The 21417-nt window shown below is 53.6% G+C and carries 17 protein-coding genes; 12 read left to right on the forward strand and 5 right to left on the reverse strand.

What is annotated here, in order from left to right; genetic code table 11:
• Nucleotides 1–34: 34 nt before the first annotated feature.
• The 4 genes from pflA to ycaO form a co-directional block, all read right to left on the reverse strand.
• The gene (gene pflA, locus PAG01S_RS00205) at nt 35–775 is read right to left on the reverse strand and encodes a pyruvate formate lyase 1-activating protein (RefSeq protein ID WP_062757316.1); all 741 of its coding nucleotides are present in this window, start codon (nt 773–775) and stop codon (nt 35–37) included.
• Between the two features lie 164 nt (nt 776–939).
• Nucleotides 940–3222, reverse strand: coding sequence for a formate C-acetyltransferase (gene pflB, locus PAG01S_RS00210; RefSeq protein ID WP_010254936.1), 2283 nt, complete (start codon nt 3220–3222; stop codon nt 940–942).
• A gap of 71 nt (nt 3223–3293) precedes the next feature.
• A complete protein-coding gene (gene focA / locus PAG01S_RS00215) occupies nt 3294–4154 on the reverse strand; it encodes a formate transporter FocA (protein WP_010254939.1) in 861 nt (286 codons plus the stop codon).
• 373 nt (nt 4155–4527) lie between these two features.
• The gene (gene ycaO / locus PAG01S_RS00220; RefSeq protein ID WP_033771267.1) at nt 4528–6291 is read right to left on the reverse strand and encodes a 30S ribosomal protein S12 methylthiotransferase accessory factor YcaO; all 1764 of its coding nucleotides are present in this window, start codon (nt 6289–6291) and stop codon (nt 4528–4530) included.
• A 326-nt stretch (nt 6292–6617) separates the two neighbouring features.
• Here ycaO and serC point away from each other — a divergent pair, with 326 nt between their 5' ends.
• From serC to PAG01S_RS00280, 12 genes are all read left to right on the forward strand, one after another.
• Complete coding sequence (gene serC, locus PAG01S_RS00225; protein ID WP_033757140.1) at nt 6618–7703, forward strand: 3-phosphoserine/phosphohydroxythreonine transaminase; 1086 nt, start codon at nt 6618–6620, stop codon at nt 7701–7703.
• An 82-nt stretch (nt 7704–7785) separates the two neighbouring features.
• Entirely contained in the window at nt 7786–9072 is a 1287-nt protein-coding gene (gene aroA / locus PAG01S_RS00230) for a 3-phosphoshikimate 1-carboxyvinyltransferase (RefSeq protein WP_010254943.1), read from the forward strand.
• 198 nt (nt 9073–9270) lie between these two features.
• Nucleotides 9271–9957, forward strand: a complete 687-nt coding sequence (gene cmk / locus PAG01S_RS00235; RefSeq protein WP_062757318.1) for a (d)CMP kinase — start codon at nt 9271–9273, stop codon at nt 9955–9957.
• A 108-nt stretch (nt 9958–10065) separates the two neighbouring features.
• On the forward strand, nt 10066–11739 hold the full coding sequence (rpsA, locus tag PAG01S_RS00240) for a 30S ribosomal protein S1 (protein WP_003849352.1): 1674 nt from the start codon (nt 10066–10068) through the stop codon (nt 11737–11739).
• Nucleotides 11740–11821: 82 nt separating this feature from the next.
• On the forward strand, nt 11822–12106 hold the full coding sequence (gene ihfB, locus PAG01S_RS00245) for an integration host factor subunit beta (RefSeq protein ID WP_003849360.1): 285 nt from the start codon (nt 11822–11824) through the stop codon (nt 12104–12106).
• Nucleotides 12107–12310: 204 nt separating this feature from the next.
• Entirely contained in the window at nt 12311–14566 is a 2256-nt protein-coding gene (locus PAG01S_RS00250; RefSeq protein ID WP_062757320.1) for a DNA internalization-related competence protein ComEC/Rec2, read from the forward strand.
• A gap of 34 nt (nt 14567–14600) precedes the next feature.
• The gene (gene msbA, locus PAG01S_RS00255; RefSeq protein ID WP_010669759.1) at nt 14601–16349 is read left to right on the forward strand and encodes a lipid A ABC transporter ATP-binding protein/permease MsbA; all 1749 of its coding nucleotides are present in this window, start codon (nt 14601–14603) and stop codon (nt 16347–16349) included.
• Nucleotides 16346–17332 (forward strand): tetraacyldisaccharide 4'-kinase, encoded by a 987-nt coding sequence (gene lpxK, locus PAG01S_RS00260; RefSeq protein WP_010254951.1) that lies wholly within the window; start codon nt 16346–16348, stop codon nt 17330–17332. Before msbA ends, lpxK begins: the two co-directional genes overlap by 4 nt.
• A gap of 39 nt (nt 17333–17371) precedes the next feature.
• Nucleotides 17372–18586, forward strand: a complete 1215-nt coding sequence (locus PAG01S_RS00265; protein ID WP_062757322.1) for a winged helix-turn-helix domain-containing protein — start codon at nt 17372–17374, stop codon at nt 18584–18586.
• Between the two features lie 105 nt (nt 18587–18691).
• Complete coding sequence (locus tag PAG01S_RS00270) at nt 18692–18874, forward strand: Trm112 family protein (RefSeq protein ID WP_003849374.1); 183 nt, start codon at nt 18692–18694, stop codon at nt 18872–18874.
• Complete coding sequence (kdsB, locus tag PAG01S_RS00275) at nt 18871–19620, forward strand: 3-deoxy-manno-octulosonate cytidylyltransferase (protein ID WP_010254955.1); 750 nt, start codon at nt 18871–18873, stop codon at nt 19618–19620. Before PAG01S_RS00270 ends, kdsB begins: the two co-directional genes overlap by 4 nt.
• A gap of 111 nt (nt 19621–19731) precedes the next feature.
• Complete coding sequence (locus tag PAG01S_RS00280) at nt 19732–20625, forward strand: fructosamine kinase family protein (protein WP_062757324.1); 894 nt, start codon at nt 19732–19734, stop codon at nt 20623–20625.
• On the opposite strand, the gene elyC is transcribed toward PAG01S_RS00280, so the two are convergent.
• Nucleotides 20605–21390 (reverse strand): envelope biogenesis factor ElyC, encoded by a 786-nt coding sequence (gene elyC, locus PAG01S_RS00285; protein ID WP_062757326.1) that lies wholly within the window; start codon nt 21388–21390, stop codon nt 20605–20607. The two genes, PAG01S_RS00280 and elyC, sit on opposite strands and share 21 nt — an antisense overlap.
• Nucleotides 21391–21417: the final 27 nt, after the last annotated feature.

Consider the following 21417-nt stretch of genomic DNA (forward strand, 5'->3'; position numbering starts at 1 on the left):
GAGCGTTAAGCTCCCTTTTTTTGTGGCAGATTCTTCAGTACATCACTTCGTGGCCATAGCTGGCGAGAATGTTTTTCACGCGATCCATTGTCTCTTTGCTCGGTGGCTTCACCCCGTCCAGCTTGTACTCTTCACCCATCGCAATCCATTTATGCTTACCCAGCTCATGATAGGGCAGCAATTCAATCTTCTCAACGTTCTCCATGTCACGCGTGAATTCACCCAAGCGATGTGCGGTGTCATCATCGTCGGAATAGCCGGGCACCACGACAAAACGGATCCATGTCCGTTTGCCTTTTTTCTGCAGGTAACGGGCAAAGTCCAGCGTACGGTGATTGGAGACACCCACCAGAATCTGATGCACGTCGTCATTCATCTGTTTCAGGTCGAGCATCACTAAGTCGGTAACGTCGAGCAGTTCATCGATCACCGGATCATAGCGGCGTACGAAGCCGTTGGTGTCGAGACAGGTATGAATACCTTCGGCCTTACAGGCACGGAACCAGTCGCGCACAAATTCAGCCTGAAGAATGGCTTCACCGCCTGAGGCCGTGACGCCGCCGCCAGAGGCGTTCATAAAATGGCGATAGGAGAGCACATCCGCCATCAGCTCTTCGACGCTGATCTCTTTGCCACCGTGCGTATCCCAGGTGTCGCGGTTGTGACAGTAGAGGCAGCGCATCAGGCAGCCCTGGAAGAAGGTGATAAAACGGATACCGGGACCATCGACGGTGCCGCAGGATTCAAATGAGTGGATACGACCGTTAACTGACATTGCGATGTTTACTCCAGTAAGTCTGCCGGGACAGACGGCGCAATCTCTGTTGCGCTCAGGGCAGGAAATCGATTCTGGTGGGAACCTTGATGGAGGTGACCACCAGAACAGACTTTTAATTAAAAGGCTCCGCGAGGAGCCTTTTTTATCAGGTAGAGCAGTAATTACAGTGACTTAGTGAAGGTTCGGGTAATCACATCCTGCTGCTGCTCTTTAGTCAGTGAGTTAAAGCGCACAGCGTAACCGGAAACGCGAATGGTCAGCTGCGGATATTTCTCTGGATGTTCCATCGCGTCCAGCAGCATTTCACGGTTCATAACGTTAACGTTGAGGTGCTGACCGCCTTCGATGCTGGCTTCGTGATGGAAGTAACCATCCATCAGACCGGCAAGGTTGGTTTTCCGCACGTTATCATCTTTACCCAGCGCGTTTGGTACGATTGAGAAGGTATAGGAGATACCATCTTTTGCATAGGCAAACGGCAGTTTCGCGACGGAAGTCAGCGAGGCAACTGCACCTTTCTGGTCACGACCATGCATCGGGTTAGCACCTGGTCCAAACGGCGCGCCAGCGCGACGTCCATCTGGTGTGTTACCGGTTTTCTTACCATATACCACGTTCGAGGTAATGGTCAGAACAGACTGCGTCGGCACGGCATTACGATAGGTGTTCAGCTGCTGAATTTTCTTCATGAAGCGTTCAACCAGATCGCAGGCCAGGTCATCTACCCGTGAGTCGTTGTTACCGAACTGCGGATATTCGCCTTCAATGTCGAAGTCGATGGCCAGACCATCTTCGTCACGAATCGGTTTGACTTTGGCATATTTAATGGCAGAAAGTGAATCCGCAGCGACGGAGAGACCCGCGATACCACAGGCCATGGTGCGGTAGACATCCCGATCATGTAAGGCCATCAGTGCCGCTTCGTAGCTGTATTTATCATGCATGTAGTGAATGATGTTCAGCGAAGTCACATACTGTTTTGCCAGCCAGTCCATGAAGTGATCCATACGCTCCATGACGGTGTCGAAATCCAGTACGTCGTCGCTGATTTTGTCGCCTTTCGGTCCAACCTGCATTTTCAGCTTTTCATCCACGCCGCCGTTGATTGCGTAGAGCAGCGTTTTCGCCAGGTTGGCACGTGCGCCAAAGAACTGCATTTGTTTGCCGACAATCATCGGGCTCACGCAGCAGGCGATTGCGTAGTCATCATTGTCGAAATCAGCACGCATCAGGTCATCGTTCTCATACTGCAAAGATGAGGTATCGATAGAGACCTTAGCGGCATATTTTTTGAAATTAATCGGCAGTTTTTCTGACCACAGGATGGTCATGTTCGGCTCAGGTGAAGGACCCATGGTGTAGAGGGTATTCAGGAAGCGGAACGTACTTTTTGAGACCAGGGTACGGCCATCAACGCCCATACCTGCCAGTGATTCCGTTGCCCAGATTGGGTCACCTGAGAACAGCTCATCATATTCAGGTGTACGCAGGAAGCGAACCATGCGCAGTTTCATCACCAGATGGTCAATCAGTTCCTGTGCCTGCTCTTCAGTCAGTTTACCGGCTTTAAGGTCACGTTCGATGTAAACATCAAGGAAGGTTGAGACGCGGCCAAATGACATGGCAGCACCGTTTTGTGATTTAACTGCAGCCAGGTAGCCATAGTAAGTCCACTGTACTGCTTCAACCGCATTGGTAGCCGGACCGGAGATGTCATGGCCATATTTTGCTGCCATCTCTTTAATCTGGGCCAGCGCATGATGCTGGTCAGAAATCTCTTCACGCAGACGAATAGTCGCTTCCAGATTAACGCCATTCTCTAAATCTTCCTGAAGTGAGGCGAACTGAGCGAATTTATCCGCCATCAGGAAATCGATGCCGTACAGCGCCACACGACGATAGTCACCGATAATACGGCCACGGCCATAAGCATCAGGAAGGCCGGTCAGGATTCCTGATTTACGGCAGCGCAGAATGTCCGGGGTATAAACATCGAACACGCCCTGGTTGTGCGTTTTGCGGTATTCGGTGAAGATTTTTTTCAGTGAAGGGTCGAGTTCACGGCCATACACTTTGCATGACCCTTCGACCATTTTGATGCCGCCATAAGGAATGATGGCGCGTTTTAATGGCGCTTCGGTCTGCAGACCAACAATTTTTTCCAGTGGCTTAATGATGTAACCCGCGTCGTGCGAGGTAATGGTTGAGGCGAGATCGGTGTCGAAGTCGACTGGCGCGTGGGTGCGGTTCTCAATTTTGATGCCTTCCAGCACGCTTTCCCACAGTTTGGTGGTCGCTTCAGTGGCACCCGCCAGGAATGACTCGTCACCTTCATATGGGGTGTAGTTTTTCTGAATGAAGTCGCGCACATTGACGCTATTCTGCCATTCGCCTTCAGCAAATCCTTCCCATGCTGAAGCCAGTTTTGCATTAAGTTCGGTCATAATATACCTGCCTTATATGAGGAGACTTTACGGTCGGGCACAGCCAACTTCCTGTGCCGTCAAAAATGCGTTTAATGAACCTGGTCACCTTTACGGAGATAGATAACCCAGTAGGTCAACCCAACCAGAACGCCGCCGCCGATAATGTTTCCGATGGTCACGGGAATCAGGTTGTCGATAATAAAGTTACTGAGGGTCAGCGAGTGAAACTGTGCCGCCGTGGTGCCAGCTGCCTGCCAGAATTCAGGTGTCGCGAAGTCACGAATAGCAATGGCATAGGGTATAAGAAACATGTTGGCGATACTGTGTTCGAAACCGCTTGCGACAAACATCGCAACAGGCAGAATCATCACGACCAGCTTATCGGTCAGGGTGCGGCCTGAGTAACTCATCCAGACGGCGAGACAGACCAGCAGATTGGCTAATGTACCCAGACAAACCGCCTCTATGAAGGTGTGATGCATCTTGTGGTCGGCGGTTTGCAGGACATTTAATCCCCAGGCACCATTCGCGACCATGTGCTGTCCGGCAAACCACATCAGGGCGACAAAGAAGAGTGCACCTGCAAGGTTACCGGCGTAGACGTTAATCCAGTTGCGGGCCAGCTGTCCCCAGCTGATGCGGCCACTGGCTTTGGCGACAACGATTAATACAGTAGAGGTAAAAAGGTCGGCACCGCATACCACGACCAGCATTAAGCCGAGTGAAAAGCAGATACCTCCAATCAGTTTGGCTATGCCGTAGGGCATCGCGCCGCTACCGGTGGTCGCTGTAATATAAAAAACGAATGCGATTGAGATAAATACGCCGGCGTTTATTGCCAGAAAGAAGGTCGTAAAAGGATGTTTGGTTGCTTTATAGATACCCGCGTCTTCGGCCACTTTCGCCATCGCGGCGGGTAATAAAAGATTAAAAGGGTTGTCAGTTTTCACACTAACTTACTCCTGAAGTTGTCTGAAAAAATACTAACAAAGGAGTATAGGTCAGTAATTGATATGGATCATGTTTGCCAGGGTGGTAACACACTGGTCGCAAATTAATGAGAAAATTATGAGTTAACTAACTGAATATAAACAAATAAATTTATTTTAAAAATACAAAAATATTTTAATATAAAGTGATGCGCCACTTTTTTAGTTCAGCCTGTGTTATTAATTAATGGCTTATGTGTTAATTAAAATGATGTGATGTAATAAGAAGGAATTTTAAAGTAGCTAATGTTTCATAGAGAAAGTGGGGAAGGATGGCACCAGATAAATCCAGTGCCATGGTTAGCCGTCTGCTTTCAGTCTTACGCGTTATGGTTTACGCGTTTTTCCAGTAGTGACGTTTGGCGTTTTGCAGTTTTTCGTAGGCGGCAAGCAGAGACTGATGGGCCGGGAAGGCCTGCAGCTCATCATCAACAGCCTGAAGGCCGTTAAACGGATTCTCACCACTGATCGCGGCTGAGGCTGCTTCCATTGCGCTCTCACCATACATCCGCAGGAAAGCGTGATGATACTGCAATGGATCACGCTCATCTTCCATAGCCAGTAACAGCAGGGTCTGCAGGCAACGATAGTAGTTAGCGCGCTCTGGCGTAAAGATTGAGCTGTTAAACTCCATCGTCCATTCTGTCCAGATCAATGCCTGATCCAGATCGCCGCCCGCCAGCGCCAGCATCGCTTTTAATTCGCCAACACGCAGCGTGTACCAGCCATTGTCTTTACCGGTCGCCAGACCCAGCAGCTCACGAACGCGGGTGAAGTCATCAAAGCCTTCATCATCAAGCTGTCCAATCAGATCCAGATACTCTTCCGGATTCCAGTTGCTGTCAGGCAGGGCCAGCAGGGTTTCACGCATGCCCGCTCCCATGCTGTTGTTCGCCAGGAACAGATCTTCTGCCGGATAGATATCAGACATGCCTGGCACGATGATGCGGCAGGCATAGACACCCAGATGCTCGTAGTCTGCAATATAGACTTCCTTATCTTCCGAGGCGAAGATTGCCATCAGCGTGGCGAATTCCTGTTCGGTGCTGCCCGCGAATGACCAGTCGACAAAAGGATAATCCGCAGTTTCTTTAAACAGATCCCAGGAGATCAGGCCGCTTGAATCGATGAAGTGTGTTTCAAGGTTGGCATGCTCAGCCACTTCTTCGTCATCAAAGGTCGGTGGAGTAAACACATCCAGATCTTTGAGGCTTCGGCCCTGCAGCAACTCGGTAACGGTACGCTCCAGCGCCACACCGAAATCAGGGTGAGCACCAAATGAGGCAAAACAGGTTCCGTTGGTTGGGTTAAACAGCACCACGCAGATAACCGGATATTTACCGCCGAGAGAGGCGTCATAAGCGAAAATCGGGAAGCCTTCCGCTTCAAGACGTGCAATCGCTTCGATCACTTCAGGATAACGTTGCATCACGTCATCTGGAATCGCAGGCAGGCTGATCGCTTCAGCAATAATGCGGTTTTTAATGTAGCGCTCAAACACTTCAGACAGCCCCTGAACACGCGCTTCGTTCGCGGTATTACCTGCCGACATGCCGTTTGAGACATAGAGGTTGCCGATAATATTCATCGGGATATAGACAGTCTGCTGGTCGGACTGACGGGTAAAGGGCAGGGCGCAGATACCACGTTCAGTATTCCCGGACTGCAGATCAATCAGGCCGGAAGCCGTCAGTGCATTGTCGGGATCGTAAAATGCGCGCAGGCGCGGATCCAGAATACCTTCAGGTAAGGACTCATCATCAGGTAACGCAAACCATTTTTCATTGGGATAGTGAACAAAATCGCCGTTAGCGATCTTTTTTCCCAGCCAGAAGTCAGCAAAAAAATAGTTAGTTGAGAGACGCTCGAAATACTCGCCCAGCGCGGAGGCCAGCGCCGCTTTTTTACTGGCGCCCTTGCCGTTGGTAAAACAGAGCGGGCAATCGCGGTCGCGGATATGCACTGACCAGACATGGGGGACAGGATTAAGCCAGGACGCTTCTTCAATGTTAAAGCCAAGATCCTGCAGCTTGTTCTGGAAACGCGCAATGGAGTCTTCCAGTGCGGCATCTTTGCCCGGGATAAATGTTTGCGTCATAGTGCCGCTCTCTCAGTTGTCATAGGGTGCGTAAAGCGCGCAATGATACGGATTTTGCTAACAGACCGCTATCAGGGCGGGACATTTTTACCGGCTTACTTTACCGGCTTAGTTTTCATCACTTCTGCTCTCAGGCCAAACGCGGATTAATGGCGCTGGATAAAACCTCACAAAATTCCGCGCAGGTTTGCATTGCTAACATAACCTCCGGCGAGCCAGATTCAGAAAATGTGACCGCTCCCTGATTTATGATTGCAGCTATCAGAATGCAGTGATAAAACCGGATGGTTATTCATAACCGTTCGATATGACAGTGGTGAGGGGAAATGACGCAAGTTTATAATTTTAGCTCTGGCCCGGCGATGCTACCGGTTGAAGTGCTTCGTCGTGCAGAACAGGAACTGACGAACTGGCGCGGTCTGGGTACCTCTGTAATGGAGATCAGTCACCGCAGTAAAGAGTTTATTCAGGTGGCTGAAGAAGCGGAGCAGGACTTCCGTGATCTGCTAAAAATACCGTCGAATTACAAAGTTTTATTCTGTCATGGTGGGGCGCGTGCGCAGTTCGCTGCCGTACCGGGAAATCTGCTGGGTAAAGCGACCAGTGCCGACTATGTTGATGGCGGTTACTGGGCGCATAGCGCAATAAAAGAAGCGGAAAAGTTTTGTTCCCCACGCACGCTTGATGTCAAAACAACGCGCGACGGTAAACGAGCCATCCTGCCGATGAGCGAATGGGAGGTGAGTGAGACGTCCGCTTACCTGCATTTCTGCCCGAATGAAACCATTGATGGCATCGCGATTGACGAACAGCCCGACTTTGGCAGTAAAACCGTTGTTGCTGATTTCTCATCCACCATTCTGTCACGCCCTATCGATGTGAGTCGTTACGGTGTGATTTATGCGGGTGCGCAGAAAAATGTGGGCCCGGCCGGATTAACGCTGGTTGTCGTTCGCGAAGATCTGCTGGGTCAGGCGCACGCCTCTGTGCCCTCAATCCTCGATTACAAAGTGCTGGCCGATAACGATTCGATGTTTAACACCCCGCCGACTTTTGCGTGGTATCTCTCAGGGCTGGTGTTTAAATGGCTGAAAGAGAAGGGCGGTGTCGCTGAAATTGATCGTATCAATCAGGCAAAATCTGACCTGCTTTATGGCGTAATCGATCACAGTGGCTTCTATCGTAATGATGTGGCAACAGAAAACCGCTCACGCATGAACATCCCTTTCCAGCTGGCCGATGCTTCGCTCGATGCGCTGTTCCTGGAAGAGTCGTTTAAGGCGGGATTACACGCGCTTAAAGGCCATCGTGTAGTAGGCGGTATGCGCGCCTCTATTTATAATGCGATGCCGCTGGAAGGTGTGAAGGCCCTGACCGATTTCATGGTCGATTTTGAACGCCGTCACGGCTGATTATTAAGATATCAGCATTGATGCTGATGCCAGACCTCGTCACACGGCGAGGTCTCTGTATTTTTTGAGGATTTCGTTTCACATGCAGGACTCCCTGACTCTCCAACCGATTGCGCGCGTCAACGGCACGGTAAATCTGCCCGGCTCAAAGAGCGTTTCCAATCGTGCATTGCTGCTGGCTGCTCTGGCTAAAGGTACAACCCGTCTTACCAACCTGCTCGACAGCGACGACGTTAAGCACATGCTGAACGCGCTGACCGCGCTTGGTGTAAGCTATACGCTTTCCAGCGATCGCACCCTGTGTGAAGTGACGGGAAATGCCGGGCCACTGCACGCATCTCAACCGCTGTCACTGTTTCTGGGCAATGCCGGAACCGCAATGCGTCCGCTGGCCGCGGCGCTTTGTCTGGGCCAGCACGATATCGAACTGACCGGCGAACCCCGCATGAAAGAGCGTCCAATCGGGCATCTGGTTGACGCACTTCGTCAGGGCGGAGCAACCATTGAGTACCTGGAAAACGAAAACTATCCGCCGCTGCGTTTACGCGGTGGTTTTACCGGGGGTGAAGTCAGTGTGGATGGCAGCGTTTCCAGCCAGTTCCTGACCGCGCTGCTGATGACCGCGCCGCTGGCACAGCAGGATACCTGTATCACCATCAAAGGTGATTTGGTGTCGAAACCTTACATCGATATTACCCTCAATCTGATGCAGTGCTTTGGCGTCGAGGTTGAGAATCAGAACTATCAGCGCTTCCTGATCAAGGGACAGCAACAGTATCAGTCGCCGGGTGATTACCTGGTTGAAGGCGATGCCTCTTCCGCTTCCTATTTCCTGGCCGCTGCCGCCATTAAAGGCGGAACGGTTCGCGTCACCGGGATTGGACGCCAGAGTGTGCAGGGTGACATCCGGTTTGCTGACGTGCTGGAAAAGATGGGCGCGACGATTGAGTGGGGCGATGATTACATTGCCTGTACGGCCGGAAAACTGCAGGCCATTGATATGGATATGAACCATATTCCGGATGCTGCAATGACCATCGCGACTACGGCGCTATTTGCAGAGGGCACCACCCGGTTACGCAATATTTATAACTGGCGGGTAAAAGAGACCGATCGACTGAGCGCAATGGCCACAGAGCTGCGTAAAGTCGGGGCAGAAGTTGAAGAGGGTCATGACTACATCCGCATTACGCCGCCAGCGACGCTGATTCATGCGGATATTGGCACCTACAATGACCACCGCATGGCGATGTGTTTCTCTCTGGTTGCACTTTCTGATACCCCGGTGACCATTCTCGATCCTGGCTGTACTGCAAAAACCTTCCCGGACTATTTCGTTCAACTGGCTAAAATCAGCCAGAGCGCCTGATATCTTCCCTTCCGGTGCGGTTCGCACCGGAACTCCCCTGATTTTATCTGGCTGTAACAGGCCAGAGATCCTCTGAATTGACTAAGATTACGAACCTGATCAGTGCGAAAGGGTAACCAAGCCGTGCTATGCAGCGTATAATGCTAGTCATTAATGGTGACCGAAAGGTCAGGAAGCACGCAGCAACAGGAGGGAATAATGACAGTAACTGCCCCGGTCATAACTATTGATGGGCCAAGTGGAGCGGGAAAGGGAACCCTGTGCAAAGCGATGGCGGAATCGCTGCAGTGGCATCTGCTGGACTCCGGTGCTATTTATCGCGTGCTGGCGTTGGCCGCATTGCATCATCAGGTGGAGATTGAATCTGAAGAAGCGCTGGTGCCGATTGCCGCTCACCTGGATGTGCGCTTTGTGTCACAAAATGGTGAAATGCAGGTCATACTTGAAGGTGAAGATGTCACCGGTGAAATCCGTACTCAGGAGGTCAGCAACACCGCTTCTCGTGTTGCCGCTTTTCCCCGGGTACGCGAAGCATTATTGCGCCGCCAGCGCGGTTTCCGCGAGATGCCGGGCCTGATTGCTGATGGCCGTGATATGGGCACCGTGGTTTTTCCGGATGCGCCAGTGAAAATTTTCCTTGATGCCAGCCCGGAAGAGCGTGCTCAGCGCCGTATGCTACAGTTGCAGGATAATGGCTTTAATGTTAACTTTGACCGCCTTTTAGCCGAGATAAAAGAACGCGACGACCGCGATCGTAATCGCGCAATTGCGCCTTTAGTAGCCGCTGGCGATGCATTGGTTCTGGACTCTACCGAGATGTCTATCGATCAAGTCATTGAAAAAGCGCTACAATATGCCCGCGATAAGCTGGGTATTACGGCTTAACTGAATCTACCACCCTGTACCATGGATCCGGTGCCGGGCATGTGAAACAACCCCATCCGACATGAAGTCAGATGGACGTTAAATTGAAGAATCCTGAAGATTATCAATATGACTGAATCTTTTGCTCAACTATTTGAAGAATCCTTAAAAACAATCGAAACCCGCCCGGGTTCTATCGTTCGTGGCATCGTCGTTTCTATCGACAAAGATGTCGTTCTGGTTGATGCGGGTCTGAAATCTGAATCTGCAATTCCTGCAGAGCAGTTTAAGAACGCAGCCGGCGAACTGGAAATCCAGGTAGGCGACGAAGTTGATGTTGCTCTGGATGCAGTGGAAGACGGCTTCGGTGAAACCCTGCTGTCCCGTGAGAAAGCTAAGCGCCATGAAGCATGGATCACGCTGGAGAAAGCTTACGAAGACGCTGAAACTGTTACCGGTGTTATCAACGGCAAAGTTAAAGGCGGCTTCACAGTTGAGCTCAACGGTATCCGTGCGTTCCTGCCAGGTTCACTGGTAGATGTGCGTCCGGTGCGCGATACGCTGCACCTGGAAGGCAAAGAGCTTGAATTCAAAGTGATCAAGCTGGATCAGAAACGCAACAACGTCGTGGTTTCACGTCGTGCGGTTATCGAATCCGAAAACAGCGCAGAGCGCGATCAGCTGCTGGAAAACCTGCAGGAAGGCATGGAAGTCAAAGGTATCGTTAAGAACCTGACTGACTACGGTGCATTCGTTGATCTGGGCGGCGTTGATGGCCTGCTGCACATCACTGACATGGCATGGAAACGCGTTAAGCATCCAAGCGAAATCGTCAACGTGGGCGACGAAATCACCGTTAAGGTGCTGAAGTTCGACCGCGAGCGTACCCGTGTTTCTCTGGGTCTGAAGCAGCTGGGCGAAGATCCATGGGTTGCTATCGCTAAACGCTATCCGGAAGGCACTCGCCTGACCGGTCGTGTTACCAACCTGACTGATTACGGCTGCTTCGTGGAAATCGAAGAAGGCGTTGAAGGTCTGGTACACGTGTCTGAAATGGACTGGACCAACAAAAACATCCATCCGTCTAAAGTTGTTAACGTAGGCGACGTGGTTGAAGTTATGGTTCTGGACATTGACGAAGAGCGTCGTCGTATCTCCCTGGGTCTGAAGCAGTGTAAATCTAACCCATGGCAGCTGTTCGCTGAGACGCACAACAAAGGCGATCGTGTTGAAGGTAAAATCAAGTCAATCACTGACTTCGGTATCTTCATCGGCCTGGATGGCGGCATCGACGGTCTGGTTCACCTGTCTGACATCTCCTGGAACGCGACTGGCGAAGAAGCCGTTCGTGAGTACAAAAAAGGCGACGAAATCGCTGCCGTTGTACTGCAGGTTGATGCAGAGCGCGAGCGTATCTCTCTGGGCGTTAAACAGCTGGCAGAAGATCCGTTCAACAACTACATCACTTTGAACAAGAAAGGTGCCATCGTCACCGGTAAAGTGACTGCAGTTGATGCTAAAGGTGCTACAGTTGAATTAGCAGACGGCGTTGAGGGTTACCTGCGCGCTTCTGAAGCTTCACTGGACCGCATTGAAGATGCAACTCTGGTTCTGAACGTTGGCGACGACGTTGAAGCTAAGTTCACCGGCGTTGATCGTAAAAACCGTGTCGTAAGCCTGTCTGTCCGTGCGAAAGACCAGGCTGATGAGAAAGAAGCTATCAATACTGTTAACACCAAACAGGAAGAAGGCAATTTCTCTAGCGCTATGGCTGAAGCGTTCAAAGCGGCTAAAGGCGAGTAATCGGCCTGAAGCACCGGGTGGGCAACCACCCGGTTTCGGTAAAAGCTGTCATACATTCCCATAGGGATAAACCGGAGGTTACATGACCAAGTCAGAACTGATCGAAAGACTGGCGGGACAGCATACTCATATACCGGCGAAAGTCGTTGAGGATGCAGTAAAAGAGATGCTTGAGCACATGGCCACTACGCTGGCACAGGGCGAACGCATCGAAATCCGGGGATTCGGCAGCTTTTCTTTGCACTATCGCGCTCCGCGTACTGGACGTAACCCGAAAACGGGTGACAAAGTGGATCTGGAAGGCAAATACGTTCCCCACTTTAAGCCAGGCAAAGAACTGCGCGATCGCGCAAATATCTACGGCTAAGCCGATACCGAACCAGATAAACGACATCTCCGGATGTCGTTTTTTTTTGCCTGCGATTCAGGCTCAGACCTGACATCCGGATTGCTGTCATCAACACTGCAACACCGCACTCTCTTTGTGAGAGCGCTCCAGCCTGCCTGATCATCCGCTGTTACTTTCACCTTCTTTGACCAGAATAATCGAACTGAATCAATGGATACGATTATGCTGACATGGACCGTTCTGGCGCGACTGGCGATCGTTGCAACGTTACCGCTACTGCTGATGGCCCGGCTGCCTTCCGGTGAGGTGATGGGGGGCTTCCTCCTCACAGGACTGGCTCTGCTGCATTGCCCTTACCAACCCGTCCGTCTGGCCGGTATTACTCTGCTGTTTCTGGCATGGGCCTGTAACGACGCCCGTCTGATGGTGCGGGATATCGAAAAGTTCTCGGCGCGTCCTGCCACCTACACCCTTCAGATCAGTGAACTGCGGAAAGAGCGGAAGCAAATCCGGGTTCGTCTGCTGAAAGAGGAGGGCAGGATGATTTTTCCGCCTCGCTTTGCCTGGATCTGGTTTGATGCTGATCCGGAGGTCTACTGTCCAGGACAACGCTGGACGATGAAACTGCGTCTGCGACCGGTACATGCCCGCCTTAATGAGGGTGATTTCGATGCGCAGCGTTTTGCACTGGCTAATAATACGCCGCTTCAGGGACGAATCCTTAAGCAGATTGCGGTAAGCGATCGCTGTGATAGCCGCTGGCGATTTATTTTATGGCATCGTGACAGGACCCGTGCAATGCCTGCACGTGCAACGCTGGAGGCACTGGCTTTTGGCATTCGGGATGAGATGAGCCAGCAGACGCGTCAGCTACTGCGGGATACCGGTACCGCGCATCTGATGGCGATATCGGGCATGCATATCGCCCTGGCCGCCAGCACCGGCTGGATGATTGCGCGTGGGGTGCAATTTATCTTGCCAGCCCGTTATATCAGCTATCTTTTCCCCCTCATCGTGAGCTGGCTGTTTGCTGCAATCTATACCTGGCTCTCCGGTGCACAGCCTCCCGCAGAGCGTTCGCTGCTTGCCCTGACGCTCTGGGCGATAACACGGTTTGCGGGTGTTCAGCTGAATAGCTGGCAGGTCTGGACGTTCTGTATTGCATTACTGCTGGTAACCGACCCGCTGACCGTGCTCTCTGACAGCTTCTGGCTCTCGGTACTGGCTGTCGGCATGCTGCTGGTCTGGTATCACTGGTTCCCGCTGCCCGCGTCGTTCCGTCAGCAACGGCGCTGGATTCCGGTACAGCTGCTGCATTTACAGGCGGGCATGATGATTTTAATGGTGCCGTTGCAGGTGGCGATTTTCAACGGCATCAGCCTGACTGCGCTGGTGGCAAATGTTGTCGCGATTCCGATCGTCTCGTTTATTACCATGCCTCTTGTGACGCTTGCCCTGCTGCTACCGGTGGCGCATTTATCTGGCTTCTTCTGGGGAGCGGCCGATCTCTCATTACGTGCACTGTTTCATTGCCTGACGTTGCTGCCACCAGGCTGGTGGCCGCTGAGTGGCACAACCTGGTTTACGGTCATGGTATGGGGCGGTCTGATTCTCTGGCGTGCGCAACTCTTTTTTTCTCTGCCGTTAAGCAGCGGCGCCTTAGCGCTGGCAATGATACTGAGTCGCCAGCCAGAACAGGAGCAGGGCTGGCGAATCGATATGCTGGATATCGGGCACGGTCTGAGTCTGGTGATCAGCCAGGGCGACGAGGCAGTGATGTATGATACCGGCCCGCGCTGGCAGAACGATAATGCGGGGAGTCGGGTGATCATTCCGTGGCTGGAGCGCCGGCAGCTACGGTTAAAACAGGTCATCCTGAGTCATAAACATCTGGATCATACTGGCGGGCTGGCGGCGATTACTCAACGCTGGCCAGCGGTTGAAGTCAGAAGTGCGCTGGCTGATGAGGCACACTTACCCTGCGTACGGGGCACGCAGTGGCGCTGGCGGCAGCTCCACTTTCGGGTGGTCTGGCCGCTGACGGCCCCCCTGCCGGGCGGAAATAATGACTCCTGTGTGGTGATCGTCGATGATGGCCAGGTTCGTCTGATGTTAACCGGTGACATTGAAGCGAAAGCGGAACGCCAGCTGGTGGCGCTGGAGAAGCAGGGGCTGAAGGTCGATATTCTGCAGGTCCCGCACCACGGCAGCCGGACGTCGTCGACCTCATTGCTGCTGCGTAAAGCCGCAGGCCACACCGCTATCGCCTCGCTGGCACGCTACAATGCATGGCGTATGCCCGCGAAAAATGTGCTGGAAAACTATCGAACGGCCGGTTTTCACTGGCTGGATACGGGCCAGTCAGGACAAATCAGTATCAGAATAAATCAGGGCAGAGCGCAGGTTTCTACCCTGCGGGAACAATTAATGCCCCGTTGGTATCATCAGTGGTTTGGCGTCAAACGCGAATCCAGGTAGAATGGCCGGCTATTTCCAACAGCGTGAATAAATAATGCATCAAGATAAAGATCTCTCTACGTGGCAGACGTTTCGCCGACTCTGGCCGATGATCGCGCCTAATAAAGCGGGATTAATTGCGGCCTCAGTCGCCCTGATTATTAATGCTGCGGGCGACGCCTTAATGCTCTCACTGTTGAAACCGTTACTGGATGATGGTTTTGGTAAAGCTGACAGATCGGTGATGCTATGGCTGCCGTTAGTGGTTATTGGCCTGATGCTGGTCCGCGGAGTCACCAGTTATATCTCCAGCTACTGCATCTCCTGGGTCTCTGGCAACGTCGTGATGAACATCCGTCGTCGTCTGTTCAGCCATATGATGGGCATGCCGGTTTCGTTTTTCGACCAGCAGTCAACCGGCACCCTGTTGTCACGCATTACTTACGATTCTGAGCAGGTCGCCTCCTCTTCTTCGGGCGCGCTGGTCACCGTAGTGCGCGAAGGGGCTTCCATTATTGGCCTGTTTATCATGATGTTCTACTACAGCTGGCAGCTGTCGCTGATCCTGATTGTACTGGCACCTATCGTCTCCTTTGCTATCCGCACCGTCTCTAAGCGCTTCCGCACCATCAGCAAAAGTATGCAGAATACTATGGGTCAGGTGACAACCAGCGCCGAGCAGATGCTGAAAGGGCACAAAGAAGTGCTGATTTTTGGCGGACAGGACATTGAATCGGAGCGCTTTTCCCGCGTCAGTAACCGGATGCGTCAGCAGGGAATGAAACTCGTTTCAGCCTCCTCCATTTCCGATCCGATTATTCAGCTGATCGCGTCGCTGGCACTGGCTTTTGTGCTCTATGCCGCCAGCTTCCCCAGCGTCATGGATACCCTGACAGCCGGTACCATCACCGTGGTCTTCTCCTCGATGATTGCCCTGATGCGCCCGCTTAAGTCTCTGACCAACGTCAACGCCCAGTTCCAGCGTGGGATGGCGGCCTGTCAGACACTGTTCTCTATTCTGGATAGTGAGCAGGAAGTGGATAACGGTACGCGCGAAATCACCCGTGCTAAAGGGGATATTGAATTCCGTGATGTCACCTTTACCTACCCAGGCCGTGAAATTCCGGCACTGCGTAATATCAATCTGTCGCTGCCAGCAGGAAAAACGGTGGCGCTGGTGGGCCGTTCCGGTTCCGGTAAGTCTACGATGGCGAGCCTGCTGACCCGCTTTTATGATATCCAGCAGGGCGAAATCCTGCTGGACGGTCATGATCTGCGTGAGTACAGCCTGCGCTCATTGCGTAATCAGGTGGCGCTGGTGTCACAGAATGTGCACCTCTTCAACGACACGATTGCCAATAACATCGCGTATGCCCGCAGTGAGCAATACAGTCGTGAAGAGATCGAGCAGGCGGCCACCATGGCGCATGCCATGGACTTTATCAATAAAATGGATAAGGGCCTGGATACGATGATTGGCGAGAATGGCGTGCTGTTATCTGGCGGTCAGCGTCAGCGTATTGCCATTGCCCGTGCGTTGTTACGTGATTGCCCGATCCTGATCCTCGATGAAGCCACCTCGGCGCTGGATACCGAGTCTGAACGCGCGATTCAGTCTGCACTGGATGAGTTGCAGAAGAACCGTACCTCGCTGGTGATTGCACACCGACTCTCTACCATCGAGAAAGCGGATGAAATCGTGGTAATTGAAGATGGCCAGATTGTTGAACGCGGTACGCATCAGGTGCTGTTAGCAGAACGCGGTGCCTATGCACAGCTGCACAAGATGCAATTCGGCCAATGATTGAACGTATCTGGAGTGGTCGCTCACCGCTATGGCTGCTGCTATGGCCATTCAGCCTGCTGTATGGTGCGATCACGGCCCTGATACGCTTCAGTTACAGGCGCGGCTGGCGTAAAAGCTGGCGTGCGCCTCTGCCGGTCGTGGTGGTAGGTAACCTGACTGCTGGCGGGAATGGAAAGACGCCGGTGGTCATCTGGCTGGTCGAGGCGTTACAGCAGCGCGGCCTGCGCGCTGGCGTGGTCTCCCGAGGATATGGCGGCAAGGCGGACCACTATCCCTTGCTGGTCACGGCGCAGACCCCCACCGAACAGGCCGGGGATGAGCCGGTATTGATCGCCCAGCGCACCGGGGCGCCGGTCGCGGTCGCCCCTCAACGGCGACGGGCGATTGAGGCGTTACTGAAACAGGGTTCGCTGGATGTGATCATCACGGATGATGGCCTGCAACATTACGCCCTGCAGCGCGATCGCGAAATCGTGGTGGTTGATGGGGTCCGTCGCTTTGGTAATGGCTGGTGGTTGCCTGCCGGTCCGATGCGTGAACGTGCCGATCGTCTGCAGCAGGTCGATGCCGTGATCATTAACGGCGGCGAAGCACAGCCCGACGAGATTGCCATGCAACTTCAGCCCGGGCTGGCCACCAATCTGCTGACCGGTGAAACCTGCCCGCCGGAGCAACTGGGTGCGGTAGTCGCCATGGCCGGTATTGGTCATCCCCCGCGTTTTTTCACCACGCTGAAACAGCAGGGTATAACGCCGGTCGCAGAGATCGCCTTTGCCGATCATCATGCCTACAGCAAAGATGAACTGACCCGATTACTCCAGGCGGGTCAGCAACTGCTGATGACCGAAAAAGACGCGGTGAAATGCCGTCACTTTGCCCAGCCTGACTGGTGGTATTTGCCGGTCGATGCCCATTTAACTGGTAATGCCGTGACGCCGTTACTGGATGACATTGAACAACTCTGCCGCCATATTTCCTGATACCCGCCCCCGTTCAGGTGAAGCCTGATAAGGAAGAGGATGAACAGTACGCATTCACTTTCGTTACAGCAAGCACGCCACCTTCATCTCGCCGCGCAGGGCCTGCTGCGAACTCCGGCAAAACGTGCTGTTTATCAGGATCTGATTGACTGCATTTCCCGCATGTCGCTGCTGCAAATCGATACCATTCATGTGGTGGTCCGTAGTCCGTATCTGGTGCTGTTCAGTCGCCTGGGGAAATATCCTCAGGCATGGCTGGAACAGGCTCTGGCACAGGGCGAACTCTTTGAGTACTGGGCGCACGAAGCCTGCTTTATTCCCCGTGCCGATTACAGACTTCTTCGTCATCGCATGCTGTCGCCGGAACGTCTGGGCTGGAAATACAATGCGCAATGGGTCGCTGAGCACCAGCAGGCTATTGCCGAATTACTGCAGCAGATCAGAGACAATGGCCCGGTACGCGCCGCCGATTTTACCCATGCCGACAACCCGAAGTCAGGCTGGTGGGCATGGAAACCGCACAAACGTCATCTGGAGAATCTCTTCAGCGCCGGTGAGCTGATGGTCACCGAACGCCGTAATTTTCAGCGCGTCTACGATCTGCGCAGCCGCGTGATGCCCGACTGGCAGGATGCGATACATGGCATCAGTGAAGCGGAGGCGACCCGTCAGATGCTGATGAACAGCGCCCGCAGCTTAGGGATTTTCCGCGCGGCCTGGCTGGCGGATTACTATCGCCTGAAGCGGGCACTCTTGAACGATTTTATCGCTGACGCCCAGGCTGCGGGCGATCTGGTCGCCGTCAATACAGAGGGGCTGGGTGAGATGTGGCTGCATCGTGACTACGTGCCGTTGCTGGATAAGCCGCTGCAGGCGACGCACAGCGCGCTGCTGTCGCCGTTTGATCCGGTGGTCTGGGATCGCAAGCGTGCGAGTGAGCTGTTCAATTTTGACTACCGTATTGAGTGCTATACCCCGGAGGAAAAACGCAAATTTGGCTATTTTGTTTTGCCCATCCTCCATCGCGGCCAGATAAAAGGGCGGCTGGATGCCCGCATGCTGCGTCAGGCAAAACAGCTGGAGATTAAAAACATCTGGCTGGAGGAGAAGACCCGCGTTACGGCGCGATTTTTGGTTGATATCCGGCGTGCTATCGAACGCTTCGCGAAGTGGCAGGGGGCTGAAAGCGTCGCTATCCTGCAGGCACCCGACGCGCTTAACGATCAGTGGCCAGCCCTGTGGACGCTGGATTAATCAATTTTGCGGCAGCCACTGCGGGATGGCGTTTTACCCCATCCCGCACGCGCCGCGCTATGGTATGCTTGAATCCTTAAGCATTCGGTCCCTGATGGAGGACATATGGATCATCGTTTACTCGAAATCGTTGCCTGCCCGGTTTGCAATGGCAAACTCTACTTCAACAATGCTCAACAGGAGCTGATCTGCAAACCTGATGGCCTGGCCTTCCCGGTCCGGGACGGCATTCCGGTGCTGCTGGAAACAGAAGCCCGCACGCTGTCAGTTGAAGAGATTCATCCATGAGTTTCACCGCTATCATTCCTGCGCGTTATGCGTCAACCCGCTTACCCGGCAAGCCGCTGCTCGATATCCACGGTAAACCGATGGTCGTGCATGTAATGGAGCGGGCCCGTGAATCGGGTGCCAGCCGGGTCATTGTTGCCACCGATCATCCCGACGTGGCGCAGGCAGTGGAAGCGGCAGGCGGCGAAGTCTGCATGACGCGCGCCGATCACCAGTCTGGCACTGAGCGACTGGCGGAAGTGATCGAAAAATATCAGTTTGCCGATGATGAAATCATCGTAAACGTGCAGGGCGATGAGCCGATGATTCCGGCCGAGATTGTGCGTCAGGTGGCGACCAATCTGGCGGGGTCGGCGGCCGGGATGGCGACGCTGGCGGTGCCGATCACCGATGTGGAAGAAGCCTTTAATCCGAATGCGGTGAAAGTCGTCATGGATGTGAATGGCTACGCGCTCTATTTTTCACGGGCGACCATCCCCTGGGATCGTGAACGGTACGCCGCATCGCGCGAGCAGATCGGTGATACGCTGCTGCGCCACATTGGCATCTACGCCTACCGTGCTGGTTTTATTCGCCGCTATGTCGCCTGGGCGCCTTGCCCTTTGGAACAGATTGAGCTGCTCGAGCAACTGCGTGTTTTATGGTACGGCGAAAAAATTCATGTCGCCGTCGCGAAAACCATTCCCAGTGTGGGTGTGGATACGCCAGACGATTTGCAACGCGTTCGTGATGCCATGCAGGCCTGACAAATGGGGAGCCTGTCTCCCCGTTTCAGCGCAACGTTCTTGATCCGCCGCTAAACTTATCTCCAACACTTCCTTCAGGATATTGTGATATTCATCTGAGGAGGATGCCGCATGGAACAGCTTAAATCGGAACTCACGCTGGCGCTGGGTGAAACCATCAGCCGCCTCGAAATGATCAGTGAACATCCACCCACCCGGCTTTATGCGTTATACGATCGGGATGGGCGCCCCATGCCGGTGGTGGCGAAATATTTTCGTCATCAGGGCCGGGCGGCGATGGAAGCCAGAAAGCTGGCGCTGCTAGGCCAGGCCGGACTGATCGCCGTGCCAGCGGTCTATGGTCTGGTGATGAGCCAGCAGCCGCCGGTGCATGAAATGCTCCTGCTGGCGCGACTGAATGGCGTGACGGCGGAGGTACCTGCGCGGGATGCTCAGCGCTGGCAACAGTTTTGCGAACAGGTGGTCGAGGGAGTGCTGGCCTGGCACCGGCTCGACAGCCATGGCCTGGTCGGTACGGTGGACAGCACGCAGCAGAACAGCTGGCCCGCCTGGTATGCACAACGGGTTGAGGTGCTATGGGCGACCCTGAGCTATCTGCGTCCGCCAGCCTTTACGCTGGATGATCGCCAGATTCTGTTTCGCTGCCGGGCGCGACTGACGCATCTGTTTCGCGGCTTCGACGATCCCTGTGTGATGGTTCACGGCAACGTTCAGCTGCAGAGCATGCTGAAAGATAGCCGCAGTGACCAGTTAATCGCGATGACACAGCCGGGCACCATCCTCTGGGCACCCCGTGAATACGATCTTATCCATCTGGATACCTCGCCTGCCGAAACGGCGCTGCTGCATTGCTACCTGCAACGGGCGCCGGTTTCAGAGGGTTTTGTCTGGCGTCGGTGGGTTTATCAACTGTGGGACTGCATTGAGCATCTGGTTCAGACCGGCACGTTTAATCGTCCGCGTTTTGACCATGCACGCGCGCAATTACTTCCCTGGCTCGGCTGAGTCCGATTCCTCGCCTTTTAGCTGTTGCAACAGAGTGCCAAGCGTTTCGTAGACCGCACGTTCACTGTGACTCAGCCAGATCGATGAGGGTATCGCCCGTTCCCATCCATTCAGCGGTGACGTAATCGCCAGCTGATTAGCGGGAGCGGCCATTGGCTTCAACCCGATCGCGTGGAAAAAGCGTATTGCCCGCGGCATATGATTCGCGGATGTGACCAGCAGAAACGAGCGATCGCCCACCACGGTTTTGACCGCCTGCGCTTCATCCGCGGTGTCGCGGGGCTGGTCGAGAATCTGAACATGTTCGCGGGGAACGCCCAGACTTTCCGCCACCTGTGACGCTACCCAGGCGCTACTCTTTGGATTGGTGCCGCCCGCTGCGCCGGTAAAAATCAGCGTCGACTGCGGATTCCGCTGCCACTGACGAACGCCTTCTGCCACGCGCGGCAGACTGTTATTCAGCAGGTTTGAGCTGGGCGCCCACGCTGGGTTAAAGGTATAGCCTCCGCCCAGCACCACAATGTAGTCCACCTTCTCTGATCCGTTCCAGGTTGGATAGCGGCTATCCAGCGGCAAAAGCAGACGATCGGCCAGCGGTTGCAGGCTCAGCAGCAGCAGTAACAGCCAACTGACGGAGATCACGGTTTTGCCGCTTTTCTGCCAGCCAGTAAACCAAAGCAGTAAAATGCCAAGCGCCATCAGCAAAAGCAGAAACGGCAGGGGTAAAAGCAGTCCACCGATAACTTTTTTAAGGGTAAATAACATCAAAAAAGAGTCCTGTTGTCCGAAAAT

This window comes from Pantoea agglomerans NBRC 102470 (assembly GCF_001598475.1).
Lineage (GTDB): Bacteria > Pseudomonadota > Gammaproteobacteria > Enterobacterales > Enterobacteriaceae > Pantoea > Pantoea agglomerans.